Raw genomic sequence first — 14,383 nt, forward strand, 5'->3', positions numbered from 1 at the left:
TCTAGAGGTTCTGGCCGGACTGCAGCTGCGGGAGCACCTGCTTGATGTCGTTGATCGGGATGGCGAAGCCGAGGCCGACGCTGCCGGCGCCGCTGCCGCCGGCCGTGGCACCCACGCCGCTCGGCGAGTACATGGCCGAGTTGATGCCGATGACCTGCCCGTTCGCGTTGATCAGCGGGCCGCCGGAGTTGCCGGGGTTGAGTGCGGCGTCGGTCTGGAAGGCCTTGTAGGTGGTGGTCTCGCCGCCGCTCTGCGGGGTGCTGCCGCGCAGGCCGGGCAGGTTGGGGAAGCCGAAGCCGCCGTTGCCGCTGGTGGTGCCCTCGTCGACCTGGACGGTGACGTCGCGGTTCTCGGCGCTGATGATGCCCGAGGTGACGGTGCCGGTCAGGCCCTCCGGGTTGCCGATGGCGACGACCGGGTCGCCGACCGAGACGGCGCTGGAGTCGCCGAGGGTGGCGGGGGTGAGGTTCTTGGCGCCGCTCGCGGTGATCACGGCGACGTCGAGGCCCTTGTCGGCGCCGGTGACGGTGGCCCGGGCGGTGGAGCCGTCCTTGAAGGTGACGGTGGTCTGGCCGCCGTCGGCCGCGCCGGCGACGACGTGGTAGTTGGTGAGGATCCGGCCGTCCTTGTCGAGCACGACCCCGGTGCCGGTGGCCGTGCCGTTCGCGGTCTTCACGGTGATCTGGACGACGCTGGGCGAGACGGCGGAGGCGATGGCCGCCACGTCGGCGCTGCCGTCCGAGCGGGCCGCGACCGGGCTGGCGATGGTGCCGGTGCGGCTGCCGGAATTGTGCTGCTCGGCGGCGACCACGCCGCCGGTGACCCCGCCGAGGACGGCGGCGACCGCGGCGACGGCGGTGACCAGCGCGACCCGGCCGCGCAGGAAGCCCCGCCGGGCCCGGCCGCCGTGGCCGCTCTCGCCGCCGTGGGCGGCCGGGCCGCCCGCCTCGGGCGGTGTCGGCGGCGCGGGCGGCATGGCGGGCGGCGGGGGCGGCGGACCGGCCGGCGTGCTGCCGGCGGCCGGGTACCCGGCGGTGGTGCTGCCGAGGACCGTCCCGGGGACGACCCGGTCCCCCGCACCGCCGTGGCCCTGGCCGTCCTGGACGCCGTGGCCGGCGTAGCCGCCCTCGTACCCATGGCTGTACCCGTACGGGTGGCCCCCGTCGTACTGCTCGCCGTGCGTGCTGCGGTGCTGGTGCTGGTGATCGCTCATGCCGACCAACGTCCGCCCGCCGGATGAGAATCCGGTGAGAGTCCGCTCAGAAGGGCCCGAGAAGCCCGTTGACTTCTCATAAAGCCTGGTCAGGCCGGGGTCGGGACCCCGTCCGGGTGGCAGCCGCAGGAACGGCGCACGACCAGGCGGGACGGGAACTTCCGCACCCGCTCGGTGTCCGAACCGGGCACCATCAGCGAGTCGTCCAGCACCAGGTCCACCGCGGCCCGCGCCATCGCGTCGCGGTCGGAGGCGACGGTGGTCAGCGGCGGGTCGGCGAGGGCGGCCTCGGGCACGTCGTCGAAGCCGGCCACCGCGAGGTCCTCCGGTACCCGCAGACCGACCTCGCGGGCCGCCCGCAGGACGCCGATCGCCTGGTCGTCGGTGGAGCAGAAGATCGCCGACGGGCGGTCCGCCGAGCGCAGCACGCCGAGCGCGACCTCGTAGGCGCCGTAGCGGTGGAACGGCGCGTCGATCAGGTGCGGCTCGGTGGGCAGGCCGTGCGCGTCCATGGCGCGCTGCCAGCCCTCGACGTGGTCGATGACGGGGTCGCCGGGGGCGGGGGAGTCGACCGGGCCGCCGAAGCAGGCCACGTACGGGTGCCCGTGCTCCTCCAGCAGGTGGCGGACGACGGCCTCGGCGCCGCCCACGTCGTCGGTGACCACCGCGACGTCGTCGATCGCCTCGGGCCGGCGGTGCAGCAGCACCACCTTGGCCCCCTCCATGGCGGCGAACTCCTCGGCGGCCCGCTGCGAGGGGCCCTGGCTGACCAGGATCAGGCCGGAGACCCGCATGCCGAGGAAGGCACGGACGTAGTGCACCTCGCGGTCGTCCACGTAGTCGGAGTTGCCGATCAGCACGAGCTTGCCGCGCTCGGAGGCGGCCCGTTCGACGGCGTGCGCCATCTCGGCGAAGAACGGCTGACGGGCGTCGGGGACGACCATGCCGATGAGGTTGGTGCGACGGGAGGCCATCGCCTGGGCGACGCTGTTCGGCCGGTAGCCGAGCTGCTCGATCGCCGCGAGCACCTTCTCCTTGGTGGCGGGCGCGACCGGGCGCGGCCCGTTGTTGATGACGTAGCTGACGACCGCGGTCGAGGTACCAGCCAGTCGGGCTACATCGTCGCGCGTCACTTTGGCCACGGGGGGAGTCTACGCGTGTGGCGTCCGCCGGGGCAGTGGGAGCTCGGCCCGCCGCCGGAATCCCCCTGGACAGCCCGGGGCGAATCCGGACAGGCCGGGCGGGCACGCCCGCCCGGCCTGCGGTCAGGCCTCCGCCGGGGCGGAGGCGCGCTGGGCGAGCTCGGCGCGCTCGCCCTTCTCGCCCTTCTCGCCCTTGTCCGGGACGACGAAGCGGTAGCCGACGTTGCGCACCGTGCCGATCAGCCCCTCGTGCTCGACGCCGAGCTTGGCGCGCAGCCGCCGGACGTGGACGTCGACCGTCCGGGTGCCGCCGAAGTAGTCGTAGCCCCAGACCTCCTGCAGCAGCTGCGCCCGGGTGAAGACCCGGCCGGGGTGCTGGGCGAGGTACTTGAGGAGCTCGAACTCCTTGAAGGTGAGGTCGAGCACCCGGCCCTTGAGCTTGGCGGAGTAGGTGGCCTCGTCGACCGAGAGGTCGCCGTTGCGGATCTCCATCGGGCTGTCGTCGACGGACTCCTGCAGCCGCCGTCCGAGGGCGAGCCGGAGCCGGGCCTCGACCTCGGCGGGGCCGGCGGTGTCCAGCAGGACGTCGTCGATGCCCCATTCGGCGGTGACGGCCGCCAGGCCGCCCTCGGTGACCACCAGGATCAGCGGGCAGCCGATCCCGGTCGAGCGCAGCAGCTGGCAGAGGCTGCGGATCTGCGGCAGGTCGCGCCGGCCGTCGACCAGGATGACGTCGGCGCTGGGGGTGTCGACCAGGGCCGATCCCTCGGCCGGGGCCACCCGGACGTTGTGCAGCAGCAGGCCAAGGGCCGGCAGGACCTCCGCGGAGGGCTGCAGTGCGTTGGTGAGGAGGAGCAGAGAACTCATACCCGGTAGTCCCCTTTCCGGGTCGTCGCGGTCGCGTTGCGGCTGCCGCCACAGCCGAATGGCGCTCGTGCTGAGGTGAGGGGGAGAGAGGACGCCTGGTCTCCTCCGGAGGATTCGCCGGCGTGCACGGCGGGACGGCTCGCACACCGGGGGTCCCGCAACCCCCGTGGCACCGTTCCTGCCCTGCTCATCCCGCGAACCTTCCGGTCTGTCCGGTACCGGGCGGCGGCCCGGCGCCCGGGTGTCCGAACACCCCGGCCGGGCCCGGGCACGTCGTTGTGCCGCGAATGGCGGGGCGGTTCCTGCGGTGCGCCGGGGGTGGGCCGACGAATCGCAAGAACGTCCGTACTGGCGTCCTGAAAGCACAAAAGGATCCGGGGGCGACTCTGCCCGGATCCCTCAGAGCACGAGAATAGCCGACCGGCTCCCGCGCCGGGAGGGTCCTTGAGCGGCGCATCGGGCGAACCGGGCGCATCCGGGGTGAGCCTGGCCACAGCCTCGGCCGGTCCGCGGGCGGCCTGCGGGCCGGGGCGATTGCCGGTCGCGGTGACGGACACGCCATCATGGGACGCACATCGGCGGCACCGCGCGCATACCCCTTTCGGGTGGTGTCCGGCCGCTCCGATGGCGGCCCGACCGGGCACCGGTCGCGGGCGAGGACGACGAGAAGGGGTTGCCATGGGCGCGACCACGGAGCCGGCGGAGGCCGCCCGGGTGAGCGGGACGATCCGCTACTGGGCGGCGGCGAAGTCGGAGGCCGGGCTGGCCGAGGAGCCGTACGAGGCGGCGACCCTGGCGGAGGCGCTGGCCGGGGCCAAGGAGCGGCACGCGGACCGGCCGAAGCTCGTCCGGCTGCTCGGACACTGCTCGTACCTGGTGGACGGCTCGCCGGTCGGCGGCCGTGACCACGCGACCGTGGCCCTCACCGAGGGCGGGACGGTCGAGGTCCTCCCGCCGTTCGCGGGAGGGTGAGCGGCGTGACGGATCCGAACCAGGTGCACGGCGCCCAGGGCGGCTGGCCGCAGCCGCAGTACCCGCAGGCCCGGCCCCCGTACCCGCAGGCGCCTGGGCAGCCCGGGCAGCCGCAGTTCCCGCAGGCCCCGGCGCCGCAGGCCCCGCCGCAGCAGCCGTACGACGCCCAGCAGCCGTATCCGGCGCAGGAGGCGTACGGCCCGTACGACCCGCAGCAGGCGTACGTGCCGGAGCCGGAGGCACTGCAGGGGCACGCGGCGCAGCCGTACGCCCCCGGGCAGGGCTACGCGCCGGACCCGTACGGGGCGCCGGCCGACGCTCCGGGCCACGGGCTCCCGGGCCACGGTGCGCAGCCGTACGGCGGTCCGGCGTACGGACAGCCGCCCCTTCCGCCGGTCGACGACGCCGCGGCGACCACGCTGCTGCCGCCGGTCCCCGCGATGAACGACGCCGCGGCGACCACGCTGCTGCCGCCGGTCGCGGCGTCGGGCCCGCTGCCCGGCGCCGCCCCGGTGCCCACCCCCGGCCAGGCCCCGGCCCAGGTCTTCGACCCGCCGACCATGACGCTCAAGCGCCCGGCGCCCCCGGCCGGCCACCGGCCGCAGGCCCCCGCCGGGCCGTACCCGGCCGTGCCGCCGCCCGGCGCCGTCCCGGTGCAGCCCGGCCCGCCGGCCGCGCCCGCACCGGCGGCCCGGACCGGCTCGCCGATCATCGACCCGGGCCTGCAGCCGGCCCTGATCACCGCGGGCGCCGCCGCACTGCTCGCCGGCGGTGCCGCGCTCGGGCAGGTCGGGCTCGCGCTGGCCCTGGCGCCGCTCCAGGCACTGACGGCGGCCGGCTGGTTCCGCCTGAACGGCATGTGGCCGGCCCGTCAGGGCATCGCGCTCGCCGCGCTGGCCGGCCTGACCGCCGACGCGGCGGTGCTGCTGGCTGACGCGAACGGCGGCGCGGCGGCCGTGGTCGGCACCCTCGGCGGGTTCTTCCTGCTGGTGATGGTGCTGCAGACGTTCCGGCCGGCGGACCCGAAGGAGCGGTTCTACGCGCTGACCGTGCTCGGCTCGGCCACGGTGGTGACGGTGCTCTGCACCGCGCTGCTGCTGGCCGACTGGGTGCCGGCGGCGGTCGGCGCGGTCGCGCTGGCCACCGTGCTGGCCGCGGCGCCGCTGCCCGGCCCGAAGCTGCTGGGGCCGGTGCTCGGCCTGGTCGCGGCGGTGGTGTTCGGTCTGGCCGTGGGCGCGCCGCCGGCGCTCGGCGCCCTCGCGGGCCTCGGTGCGCTGGTCGGCCGCCGGGTGGCCGGGTACGACTTCCCGTCCCGCTTCGTGCACATGACGGCGGGCGTGGCGCTGCCGCTGGCGGTGGCCGCGCCGCTGGTCTGGATCGCGACCCGCCTGCTGGCCGGCTGACCCCGGCGCCGCACCGGGCTCCGGCCCGGCCGGCCCCGCCCACGGCGCCGCACCCTTACGACGTCCCGCCCCGGAACCATGCTCCGGGGCGGGACGTCGTACGGTCGTGCGGAAGCGGCCGTACCGGATGGCCGCGACCGGGCGGGGACGACGACCGCAGGACAGCACGGCAGGAAGACACCGGCAGGACGACGACAGGCGACGACGGGGGAGAGCGATGCGCGGTTGGCTGAAAGCGACGATCGTCGTGGGGGTGCTCTGCGGTCTGCTGACGGGCGCCGACCGGATCGCCGTCGGCGTGGCCGAGGACGAGGCCGCCGACCAGCTGCTGAAGAGCGGCCGGATGAGCAAGCGCCCCGACGTGTCGATCGAGGGTTTCCCGTTCCTCACCCAGGCCCTGTCGATGAAGCTGGACGACGTCCGGATCTCGGCGGACGGGCTGACCGTGGGCGACGGCAGCCGCCAGGTGGCCCTGCACTCCTTCAAAGCCGAGCTGTCCGGGGTCGAGGTGAGCGGCAGCATGACGAGCGCCACCGTGGACCACGGCAGCGGCACCGGCCTGGTCACGTACGCGGACCTGTCCCAGCTGATGCCGCCGGCGTCCCAGCTGGTGCCGAGCGCGGGCAAGCTCCCGATCGGCGGCAACACCCGGTTGAGCCTCTCCTACGGCGGCCCGGGCAAGATCAAGGCCTCGATGGGCCCGCTCCCGGTGGGAGAGGGCGTGCTGCACAGCCAGGGCAACACCGTCACGGTGGACGGCTTCAAGCTCAGCGGGGTGGCCGGGATGCTGGCGGGCCTGTCCAACCAGCAGATCGATCCGGTCAGCTTCACGCTCTCCGCGCTGCCGGCCGGACTCAACCTGGCCGGAGTGTCGCCGCAGGAGGACGGCCTCCGGCTGAGCTTCGAGGGCAAGGACGTCAAGCTCATCGGCTGACCATGGCCCCGACCACGCCGCCGCCCGGCCCCCGGGCCCCCTGACCCCGTCCCCGGCCCCCGTCCCTCCCTACCGTTCCGCTCCGCGAGACGCGCTGTCCAGCGCCGGCCGCGGAGCGGTGTCGTTCCCGCCCCCGCACGGGCCTCCGGGCGGCCCCCGGCCGGTGCCCGCCGCCCCGCGAATGGCCAAATCCCATCATGCGAATGTTTTGGTCTCGCTATTCGATACGCTGATGACAGCGGGCGCCCGGTGTCCCTAGCATCGTCGGCATGAAGCGACAGACGGACCTCACGAAGCGGCGGGCGGTAGACCTGTGCCGCGTGGCCGCCTGTCTGTGTCGAATGCGCTAACTCGGCGTAGTGGCAGGGCAGTTGCCGCCCGCCGCCGATTTCCCCGGTGACCAGGGCCGGCGCTCCGCCCGCCCGTCCCCGCCGTACCCCGCAGAGCACCGCCCGGCCGTACCGCGCACCCTCCGTCGTCCCAGTATTCGGACAGGGATTCGGACCGGCCGCCACCGGGCGATCCGCACGACCTCCTCGGCCCCGGCCGGGGGACCCCCCGTAGCAGCACCACCTTCCGCCAACCGCCCCCGGATGGAGACACCACCATGAGCCGCAGCGACGTCCTGGTCGACGCCGACTGGGTCCAGGCCCACCTGGACGACCCGAAGGTCGTCATCGTCGAGGTCGACGAGGACACCTCCGCCTACGAGAAGAACCACATCCGCAACGCCGTCCGGATCGACTGGAAGAAGGACCTCCAGGACCCGGTGCGCCGCGACTTCATCGACCAGGCCGGCTTCGAGGCGCTGCTCAGCGCCAAGGGCATCGCCAACGACGACACCGTCGTGCTCTACGGCGGCAACAACAACTGGTTCGCCTCGTACGCCTACTGGTACTTCAAGCTGTACGGCCACGGCGACGTCCGCCTGCTGGACGGCGGCCGCAAGAAGTGGGAGCTCGACTCCCGCGACCTGGTCTCCGAGGTGCCGCAGCGCGCCGCGACCGAGTACAAGGCGCAGGCCGCCGACTCCTCGATCCGCGCCTTCCGCGACGACGTGGTCGCCGCCATCGGCACCCTGAACCTGGTCGACGTCCGCTCGCCCGACGAGTTCTCCGGCAAGCTGCTCGCCCCGGCCCACCTCCCGCAGGAGCAGTCGCAGCGCCCCGGCCACGTGCCGAGCGCCCGGAACATCCCGTGGGCCAAGAACGCCAACGACGACGGCACCTTCAAGAGCGACGACGAGCTCAAGGCGCTGTACGAGGCCGAGGGCATCGACCTGGCGAAGGACACCATCGCCTACTGCCGCATCGGCGAGCGCTCCGCGCTCACCTGGTTCGTGCTGCACGAGCTGCTCGGCCAGGAGAACGTGAAGAACTACGACGGCTCGTGGACCGAGTACGGCAGCCTCGTCGGCGTGCCGATCGAGCTCGGCAACTGAGCCACCGGCTCCACGCGTAAGTCAGAAGGGAAGACAAGACATGTGCGGTGCGAAGGCCGGCGGCCCGGACCTGGCAGGAGTTGACGTGGCGAACGAGACGATCATCCAGGGTTCCGTGACCCGAGACGGCGAGCCGGTCAACGGCTACGTCCGGCTGCTCGACGAGGGCGGCGAGTTCACGGCCGAGGTGCCCACCTCGGCGACCGGACAGTTCCGGTTCTTCGCCCGCCCGGGCAAGTGGACCCTGCGCGCGCTGGTCCCGGGCCAGACCGTGGACCGCCAGGTGGTCGCCTCCCAGGGCAACCTGACCGAGGTCGCGATCGCGGTCTGACGACCGCCGGTCCGACCGCGGACACGCACTGAGGGCCCCTGCCGAGCAGGGGCCCTCAGGCATACCGTGGAGGGGTGCAGGCACGCCGGCGACACCGCTACTACTTCGCCATGATGGGCGTCTGCCTCGGGCTGTTCGTCCTGGCCTGGGGCGTGGTGCGGTTCTGGTCCGTGCCGGCCGCGATCGGCATGTGCCTGGTCGCGATGGTCATCCCGCCTGCCGCCGCGGTCTTCGCCAACCGGCGCGACCCGGAGGACGACTGGTGGAACGACCCGCGCTGGGAGGACCCGAAGTGGGACGACCCCGGCCACGACCGGAACCGCCCCGACCACGAACCGCCCGACCGGTGACGCCCGCCCGGGCGGACCTGCACCGGCGCAGCACCCGCAGTACCGGCAGCGCCCGCAGTGCTAGTAGACGAGCGCCTGTACGCCGTCGGCCATGATCTCGCTGACGAAGACCTGCGCGCCCGCGATCCGGACGCCCTCGACGGTGTCCTTCTCCTCGATCCCGCGCCGGGCGGCGCACTGGGTGCAGAGCGTGATGCCGCCGCCGCCCGCCAGGATCGACTCGATCAGGTCCGGCAGCGGCGCCGCGTGCGGCAGCTCGAACTCCGCCGCGCGGCCCGGGAGGGCGAACCAGGAGGACTCCCCGGTCAGCCAGAGCGAGACCTCGACCCCGCTGGCCGCGGCGACCGCCGCCACCGTGAAGGCCTGGGAGCACCGCTCCGGCGCGTCGGCCCCGGCCGTGACCTTGACTACGAGCTTCTTCGACGACATGACGTCACCTTAGCCACGAATGCCCGCCGGAACCGCGACGTGGTGGGGCTCACCGCGACCCGCCGACACCCGGCGGATAGAGTGAGCGCCAGCAAAATCCACCACACTGTCGCCGCCTGGGAGCCCCCCGTGTCCGGTCTGGAAATGTTCTTCGACGGTCTGCTGGCCCTCATGGCCGTGCTGATCACCTGGTTCGCCATCTTCTCCGTGATGAAGCTGTACCAGGGCCAGCGCTGACCCGCTGCCGTACGGTTGAAGCAGTCCCACACCGACGACAGCGACCAGGAACATGATCGAGATCCCCTCTGACCTCCACAAGGACGTCGTCCCGCTCGCCTTCCTCCTCGGCACCTGGGAGGGCGCGGGCGTCTACGCCCCGCTGCCCGGCGAGGAGGGCCTTGGCGCGGAGAAGTGCAACTTCGGCCAGGAGGTCGTCTTCCGGCACGACGGTCGCCCCTTCCTCGAGTTCCGCTCCCGCACCTGGGTGCTGAACGAGGAGGGCGAGAAGGTCCGCCCGCTGGAGAACGAGCACGCCTTCTGGCGCATCACCAGCAACGCCCACGGCACCAGCGGCGCCCGGGGGATCGAGATTTCCTCCGTCCGCGACGACGGCACCGTCGAGGTCTGGTACGGCGAGCTGGCCGACGGCAAGCCGCAGGTCGAGGTCGCCACCGACGCCGTGGCCCGGATCGAGGGCTCGGCGCCGTACTCCGGCGGCAAGCGCCTGTACGGCTTCGTCAACGAGGAGCTGCTCTGGGTCGGCGAGAAGTCGGCGCCCGAGGTGGAGCTGCGCCCGTACATGTCCGCGCAGCTGAAGAAGGTGCTCAGCCCGGCGCAGCTGATCAAGGACATCAACGACCTGCCGGACGACGGCATCGCGTTCTTCCGCTGAGCCGGCTCCGCACGGAGCCCGCGAAGCGTGCAGGAGGTAGGGACCGGCCGTCGGCCGGTCCCTACACTTGCCTCAGGACCCCCGACCTTGGCAGGGACAGCACCGTGGCGGACACCGGCACCACCGACTGGCAGCTCTCCAGCGACTGGAAGGCGGACCTGCGCGAGCGCGGCTACCGCCTCACGCCCCAGCGCCAGCTCGTCCTGGAGGCGGTCGACGTGCTCGACCACGCGACCCCGGACGACATCCTCGGCCACGTCCGCAAGACCGCCAGCGGCATCAACATCTCCACCGTGTACCGGACGCTGGAGCTGCTGGAGGAGCTCGGCCTGGTCTCGCACGCCCACCTCGGCCACGGCGCCCCGACGTACCACCTGGCCGGCCGCCACCACCACCTGCACCTGGTCTGCCGGGACTGCGAGAAGGTCACCGAGACCGGCACCGAGATCGCCCGCCCGCTGATCGACAGCCTGCGCGAACAGCACGGCTTCGACACCGACCTGAAGCATTTCGCCATCTTCGGCCGCTGTGCCGACTGCACCGCCAAGCGCGCGGAGGGCGGGTCGTAAGCTGGCCGGTATGAAGAGCCCGCTGCTTGCGCTGCCCGGTGCCGTCCCCGCCGAGGGAACCGACGAGGGCGTGGCCGCCCACTACGGCGACATCTTCCGTGAGCAGCGCAACCTCGCGCAGGGCGCGGGCTTCGTGGACCTCTCGCACCGCGGCGTCGTCACCGTCACCGGTGCGGACCGGCTGAGCTGGCTGCACCTGCTGCTCACCCAGCACGTCAGCGCACTGCCGCCGCAGCAGGCCACCGAGGCGCTGGTGCTCTCCCCGAACGGGCACGTCGAGCACGCGCTCTACCTCGTCGACGACGGCACCACCACCTGGGCGCACGTCGAGCCGGGCACCGAGCAGGCGCTGGTCGGCTACCTGGAGAGCATGAAGTTCTTCTACCGGGTCGAGGTCGCGGACGCGACCGCCGACTACGCGGTGGTGCACCTGCCGGCCGGCTCCACCGCCCCGGCGGACGGTGCGGCGGCGGTGCGCGAGCTGCCGTACGGGCGGGACTTCTTCCTGCCGCGCGCCGGGCTGGAGGAGCTGACCGCGGGCTACGGCCCGGCGGCGGGGATCTGGGCGTACGAGGCGCTGCGGATCGAGGGCCACCGGCCGCGGCTGGGCTTCGAGACCGACCACCGGACCATTCCGCACGAGGTGGACTGGCTGGCGACCGCCGTCCACCTGCAGAAGGGCTGCTACCGGGGCCAGGAGACGGTCGCCCGGGTGCACAACCTGGGCCGCCCGCCGCGCCGGCTGGTCTTCCTGCACCTGGACGGCACCGAGGAGGTGCTGCCTCCGCACGGGACGGAGGTGCGGCTCGCCTCGGACCCGGACGGCCGGTCGCTGGGCTTCGTGACGTCCTCGGCGCGCCACCACGAGCTGGGGCCGATCGCGCTGGCGATCGTCAAGCGGAACGTGCCGGTGGACGCGGTGCTGCTGGCCGGGACGGTGCCGGGGACGCAGGACGTGATCGTCCCGCAGTGAGCCCGGCCCCGGAGCCGCGGCGCCCCGACGCCGCGGCCCGCGAGGCCTCAGACCTCGACGAGCACGGTGAACGGCCCGTCGTTCACCAGGGCGACCTGCATGTCCGCGCCGAACCGGCCGGTCTCCACCTTGGCCCCGAGCGCGCGCAGCTGGGCGACGACCTCGTCGACCAGCGGCTCGGCGACCGGGCCGGGGGCGGCGGCGTTCCAGGTGGGGCGGCGGCCCTTGCGGGCATCGCCGTAGAGCGTGAACTGGCTGATCACCAGCAGCGGCGCGGCCAGGTCGGAGCAGGACTGCTCGACGCCGTTCTCGTCGGCCTCCAGCAGCCGCAGGGTCCAGAGCTTGCGGGCCAGCTGGGCCGCCTTGGCGGGGGTGTCGTCGTGTGTGACGCCGACCAGGACGCAGAGCCCGGGCCCCTCGATCGCGCCGACGGTCTCGCCGGCCACCGTCACCCGGGCCTCGGCCACTCGCTGCACCACTGCTCGCATGCGGCCATTGTGCCGGAGCCGGACGACCCGCCGTACGGCCCCCCGGCCTGCTGCCGCCCGGCCCTGCGGCGGTTCCGCGCGGGCTTCACGCGGCCGCCTGCCCCCGCTCCCGAGTGCCTCCGGTGGGGGCGCGTGACGGTGTGGCGCGCGCCGGACGGTGTGCGCCCGCGCTCGGTCTGGTGCTGGTTCCGCCGCGGAATGCCCCGGTCATATCAGCCACCCCCGTTCGCCAGGGGGCCGTTCGGGTGCACGGGCGGTGCACGGGCGACGGGCGGGGTGGCACCCTGGGGCCGTACCAGGGGTCCGGGGCGTCAAGGTCCGCCGCGCCGGGCCCGGTTCGGCCGGGCGGCCGAACCGGTGGATCGGGTGTTCGGGCGGTGTCGCCCCGGCGGGTGGCACCGGCCGGGGGCGGGAACCACCGGGGGCGCCCGGGGCGTGCCATCGGACGACCCGTCCATCGACGGGCGGCCGCGCCGGGCGTGCGACGGCCGCCCGGGAACGGGCCGGACCGGCGGCAGGCGACGGGGTGCCGCGAGCGGGCGGGATCGGACGACGGCAGGTGGTTGGTTGATGGACGCGAGCAGCGCGGCACAGGACCGGTACGGTCGGGCGCCCGGGGGCGCGGAGCCGGCGGGCCCCGCCGGCCCGGTCCGGCCGGGAGGCGTCCCCGGCCCGCCCGCCGCCCGGGCACCGGCCGACCGGACGCCGGAGGGCTCGGCGGACCGGACGGCGGACGGCCCGGCGGCGGAGCCCGACCTGGAGGGGCTCGGCCTGGACCAGCTGCGGACCCTGCGCCGGGAGACCCTGGAGCAGGAGGCCGACCTCTCCTACCTGCGGCGCCTGCTGCACGGGCGGATGGACATCCTCAGGGCCGAGCTGGACCGCCGTCCCGGCGCCTCGGTCCCGGTGCCGGCGGGGGCCGAGGGCGCCCCGGCCGGGGCCCTGCTGGACCGGCTGCCGGCCATCCTCACCGACGCCCCCTCCACCGTGCGGCGCTCCGCCCGGCACGTCACCCTGGGGCCGCCGCGCGGCCTGCAGTCGCAGGTGGAGGCGGACACGCTGATGGGCGACGTCCAGCTGGCCGACCTGGCCGCGCACCCGGCGGAGGAGCTGCTGGCGGCGCTGGACCGGCTCCGGGCGCACGAGCGCGAGGTGTCCGGCCGGCGGCAGCTGCTGCTGCGGACGGCGGACGGCTGCAGTGCGGAGATCACCCGCAGGTACCGTGATGGGGAAGCACGGGTCGACGACCTGCTCGCAGGCGGCCCGCTCTGACCGGGTGAGGCACCCTGGGGGCGGGGGCGGGCCCGGCTCGCCCCCGGTTCACCCTCACCCCGGAAGGCCTCCGCCATGACCGACTCCGCAGCCCTGTCCGTCCTCGCCGAGGTCATACGGTCGGGCTTCACCGAGGGCCGGCACCACGGTTCGCTGGTGCTGCTTGCCGCCGACGGCTCGGTGGAGTTCGCGCTCGGCTCGCCGGACGCGCCGGTCTTCCCGCGGTCGTGCGCGAAGCCGTTCCAGGCGGTGGCCACGCTGCGGGCGGGGCTGGAGATCGAGGGCGAGCTGTTGGCGCTGGCGGCCTCCAGCCACTCTGCGGAAACGTTCCACCAGGACGGCGTCCGGCGGATCCTGGCCGCCGCCGGGCTGGACGAGTCCGCCTTGCAGACCCCGGCGGACCTCCCGCTGGACGAGACCGAGGCCGAGCGGCACCTGCGCTCCGGCGGCGAGCGCGCGCCGATCCTGATGGACTGCTCCGGCAAGCACGCCGGCTGGCTGGCCGCCTGCGTCGCCAACGGCTGGCCCACCGACAGCTACCTGGACCCTGCCCACCCGGTCCAGCAGCTGGCGGGCGAGGCGCTGCAGGAGGCCACCGGCGAGCCGGTCGCGCACGCCGGGGTGGACGGCTGCGGCGCGCCGCTGCTGGCCGTCACGCTGACCGGCCTGGCCCGCGGCTACCGCGCCCTGCTGTTGGCCGAGGAGGGCACCCCGCAGCGCCGGGTCGCGGACGCGATGCGGGCGCACCCCGAGTACGTGGCCGGCACCCGCCGGGCCGACACCTGGCTGATGCGGGCGGTGCCGGGCGCGCTCTCCAAGATGGGCGCCGAGGCGGTGCAGGTGGTGGCGCTGCCGGACGGCCGGGCGCTCGCCTTCAAGATCGACGACGGCGCCGAGCGGGCCCGCGGGCCGGTCCTGGCGGCCGCGCTGCGCCGGCTGGGAGTGACGGCGGCGGACGGCACGCTGGAGCGGATCGGCGCCGCGCCGCTGCTCGGCGGCGGGGTGCCGGTGGGCGAGGTCCGCGCCGCCTTCTGAGCCGCCCTGGCCGGCTGCCCCCGGCGTGCGGACCGCCCGGACGCGGTGCACGGTGGACCGGGGGCCGTCGCA

The 14,383-nt window shown here is 74.4% G+C and carries 17 protein-coding genes; 12 read left to right on the forward strand and 5 right to left on the reverse strand.

The annotated features are described in order from the left end of the window. Window position 1: 1 nt before the first annotated feature. The 3 genes from ACIPSC_RS15640 to ACIPSC_RS15650 all read right to left on the reverse strand — a co-directional run bounded on the left by ACIPSC_RS15640 (window position 2) and on the right by ACIPSC_RS15650 (window position 3,222). Complete coding sequence (locus ACIPSC_RS15640; RefSeq protein WP_400826140.1) at window positions 2-1,213, reverse strand: S1C family serine protease; 1,212 nt, start codon at window positions 1,211-1,213, stop codon at window positions 2-4. An 89-nt stretch (window positions 1,214-1,302) separates the two neighbouring features. Continuing rightward, entirely contained in the window at window positions 1,303-2,355 is a 1,053-nt protein-coding gene (locus ACIPSC_RS15645; RefSeq protein ID WP_238861132.1) for a LacI family DNA-binding transcriptional regulator, read from the reverse strand. Window positions 2,356-2,478: 123 nt separating this feature from the next. After that, on the reverse strand, window positions 2,479-3,222 hold the full coding sequence (locus ACIPSC_RS15650; protein ID WP_400826141.1) for a winged-helix domain-containing protein: 744 nt from the start codon (window positions 3,220-3,222) through the stop codon (window positions 2,479-2,481). A 678-nt stretch (window positions 3,223-3,900) separates the two neighbouring features. On the opposite strand from ACIPSC_RS15650, the gene ACIPSC_RS15655 reads away from it, so the two are divergent. The 7 genes from ACIPSC_RS15655 to ACIPSC_RS15685 all read left to right on the forward strand — a co-directional run bounded on the left by ACIPSC_RS15655 (window position 3,901) and on the right by ACIPSC_RS15685 (window position 8,653). Next, window positions 3,901-4,194 (forward strand): MoaD/ThiS family protein, encoded by a 294-nt coding sequence (locus ACIPSC_RS15655; protein ID WP_238861137.1) that lies wholly within the window; start codon window positions 3,901-3,903, stop codon window positions 4,192-4,194. 5 nt (window positions 4,195-4,199) lie between these two features. Then, on the forward strand, window positions 4,200-5,597 hold the full coding sequence (locus ACIPSC_RS15660; protein ID WP_400826143.1) for a hypothetical protein: 1,398 nt from the start codon (window positions 4,200-4,202) through the stop codon (window positions 5,595-5,597). Between the two features lie 217 nt (window positions 5,598-5,814). After that, window positions 5,815-6,531, forward strand: a complete 717-nt coding sequence (locus ACIPSC_RS15665) for a DUF2993 domain-containing protein (protein ID WP_400826145.1) — start codon at window positions 5,815-5,817, stop codon at window positions 6,529-6,531. A 269-nt stretch (window positions 6,532-6,800) separates the two neighbouring features. Continuing rightward, window positions 6,801-6,881: an Ms5788A family Cys-rich leader peptide gene (locus ACIPSC_RS15670; RefSeq protein ID WP_350517234.1), complete on the forward strand. Its 81-nt coding sequence runs from the start codon at window positions 6,801-6,803 to the stop codon at window positions 6,879-6,881. Window positions 6,882-7,138: 257 nt separating this feature from the next. Further along, entirely contained in the window at window positions 7,139-7,972 is an 834-nt protein-coding gene (locus ACIPSC_RS15675; protein ID WP_400826146.1) for a sulfurtransferase, read from the forward strand. Window positions 7,973-8,012: 40 nt separating this feature from the next. Further along, on the forward strand, window positions 8,013-8,303 hold the full coding sequence (locus ACIPSC_RS15680; protein ID WP_093861460.1) for a DUF1416 domain-containing protein: 291 nt from the start codon (window positions 8,013-8,015) through the stop codon (window positions 8,301-8,303). A 74-nt stretch (window positions 8,304-8,377) separates the two neighbouring features. Then, complete coding sequence (locus ACIPSC_RS15685) at window positions 8,378-8,653, forward strand: DUF3099 domain-containing protein (protein ID WP_400826147.1); 276 nt, start codon at window positions 8,378-8,380, stop codon at window positions 8,651-8,653. Window positions 8,654-8,713: 60 nt separating this feature from the next. Here ACIPSC_RS15685 and ACIPSC_RS15690 read toward each other — a convergent pair whose 3' ends face one another. Next, window positions 8,714-9,082, reverse strand: a complete 369-nt coding sequence (locus ACIPSC_RS15690; RefSeq protein ID WP_313765048.1) for a DsrE family protein — start codon at window positions 9,080-9,082, stop codon at window positions 8,714-8,716. A gap of 289 nt (window positions 9,083-9,371) precedes the next feature. Here ACIPSC_RS15690 and ACIPSC_RS15695 point away from each other — a divergent pair, with 289 nt between their 5' ends. The 3 genes from ACIPSC_RS15695 to ACIPSC_RS15705 all read left to right on the forward strand — a co-directional run bounded on the left by ACIPSC_RS15695 (window position 9,372) and on the right by ACIPSC_RS15705 (window position 11,516). Continuing rightward, complete coding sequence (locus ACIPSC_RS15695) at window positions 9,372-9,974, forward strand: FABP family protein (protein WP_313765049.1); 603 nt, start codon at window positions 9,372-9,374, stop codon at window positions 9,972-9,974. Window positions 9,975-10,078: 104 nt separating this feature from the next. Then, complete coding sequence (locus ACIPSC_RS15700) at window positions 10,079-10,543, forward strand: Fur family transcriptional regulator (RefSeq protein WP_400826148.1); 465 nt, start codon at window positions 10,079-10,081, stop codon at window positions 10,541-10,543. Window positions 10,544-10,553: 10 nt separating this feature from the next. Continuing rightward, complete coding sequence (locus ACIPSC_RS15705; RefSeq protein WP_400826149.1) at window positions 10,554-11,516, forward strand: YgfZ/GcvT domain-containing protein; 963 nt, start codon at window positions 10,554-10,556, stop codon at window positions 11,514-11,516. 47 nt (window positions 11,517-11,563) lie between these two features. Here ACIPSC_RS15705 and dtd read toward each other — a convergent pair whose 3' ends face one another. Then, entirely contained in the window at window positions 11,564-12,004 is a 441-nt protein-coding gene (gene dtd / locus ACIPSC_RS15710; RefSeq protein WP_400826150.1) for a D-aminoacyl-tRNA deacylase, read from the reverse strand. 570 nt (window positions 12,005-12,574) lie between these two features. On the opposite strand from dtd, the gene ACIPSC_RS15715 reads away from it, so the two are divergent. Together ACIPSC_RS15715 and ACIPSC_RS15720 are read left to right on the forward strand one after the other, a co-directional pair. Next, complete coding sequence (locus tag ACIPSC_RS15715; RefSeq protein WP_400826151.1) at window positions 12,575-13,276, forward strand: ABC transporter substrate-binding protein; 702 nt, start codon at window positions 12,575-12,577, stop codon at window positions 13,274-13,276. Window positions 13,277-13,351: 75 nt separating this feature from the next. Further along, window positions 13,352-14,311 (forward strand): asparaginase, encoded by a 960-nt coding sequence (locus ACIPSC_RS15720; protein ID WP_400826152.1) that lies wholly within the window; start codon window positions 13,352-13,354, stop codon window positions 14,309-14,311. Window positions 14,312-14,383 lie beyond the last annotated feature (72 nt).

The organism is Kitasatospora sp. NPDC090091 (assembly GCF_044747365.1).
Taxonomy (GTDB): domain Bacteria; phylum Actinomycetota; class Actinomycetes; order Streptomycetales; family Streptomycetaceae; genus Kitasatospora.

What these genes read in the sequence shown, in the direction of transcription:
- ACIPSC_RS15640 (WP_400826140.1), bottom strand. Translation starts at nt 1,213, where the DNA reads ATGAGCGATCACCAGCACCAGCACCGCAGCACGCACGGCGAGCAGTAC.
- ACIPSC_RS15650 (WP_400826141.1), bottom strand. Translation starts at nt 3,222, where the DNA reads ATGAGTTCTCTGCTCCTCCTCACCAACGCACTGCAGCCCTCCGCGGAG.
- ACIPSC_RS15655 (WP_238861137.1), top strand. Translation starts at nt 3,901, where the DNA reads ATGGGCGCGACCACGGAGCCGGCGGAGGCCGCCCGGGTGAGCGGGACG.
- ACIPSC_RS15665 (WP_400826145.1), top strand. Translation starts at nt 5,815, where the DNA reads ATGCGCGGTTGGCTGAAAGCGACGATCGTCGTGGGGGTGCTCTGCGGT.
- ACIPSC_RS15670 (WP_350517234.1), top strand. Translation starts at nt 6,801, where the DNA reads ATGAAGCGACAGACGGACCTCACGAAGCGGCGGGCGGTAGACCTGTGC.
- ACIPSC_RS15675 (WP_400826146.1), top strand. Translation starts at nt 7,139, where the DNA reads ATGAGCCGCAGCGACGTCCTGGTCGACGCCGACTGGGTCCAGGCCCAC.
- ACIPSC_RS15680 (WP_093861460.1), top strand. Translation starts at nt 8,013, where the DNA reads ATGTGCGGTGCGAAGGCCGGCGGCCCGGACCTGGCAGGAGTTGACGTG.
- ACIPSC_RS15690 (WP_313765048.1), bottom strand. Translation starts at nt 9,082, where the DNA reads ATGTCGTCGAAGAAGCTCGTAGTCAAGGTCACGGCCGGGGCCGACGCG.
- ACIPSC_RS15695 (WP_313765049.1), top strand. Translation starts at nt 9,372, where the DNA reads ATGATCGAGATCCCCTCTGACCTCCACAAGGACGTCGTCCCGCTCGCC.
- ACIPSC_RS15705 (WP_400826149.1), top strand. Translation starts at nt 10,554, where the DNA reads ATGAAGAGCCCGCTGCTTGCGCTGCCCGGTGCCGTCCCCGCCGAGGGA.
- dtd (WP_400826150.1), bottom strand. Translation starts at nt 12,004, where the DNA reads ATGCGAGCAGTGGTGCAGCGAGTGGCCGAGGCCCGGGTGACGGTGGCC.
- ACIPSC_RS15715 (WP_400826151.1), top strand. Translation starts at nt 12,575, where the DNA reads ATGGACGCGAGCAGCGCGGCACAGGACCGGTACGGTCGGGCGCCCGGG.
- ACIPSC_RS15720 (WP_400826152.1), top strand. Translation starts at nt 13,352, where the DNA reads ATGACCGACTCCGCAGCCCTGTCCGTCCTCGCCGAGGTCATACGGTCG.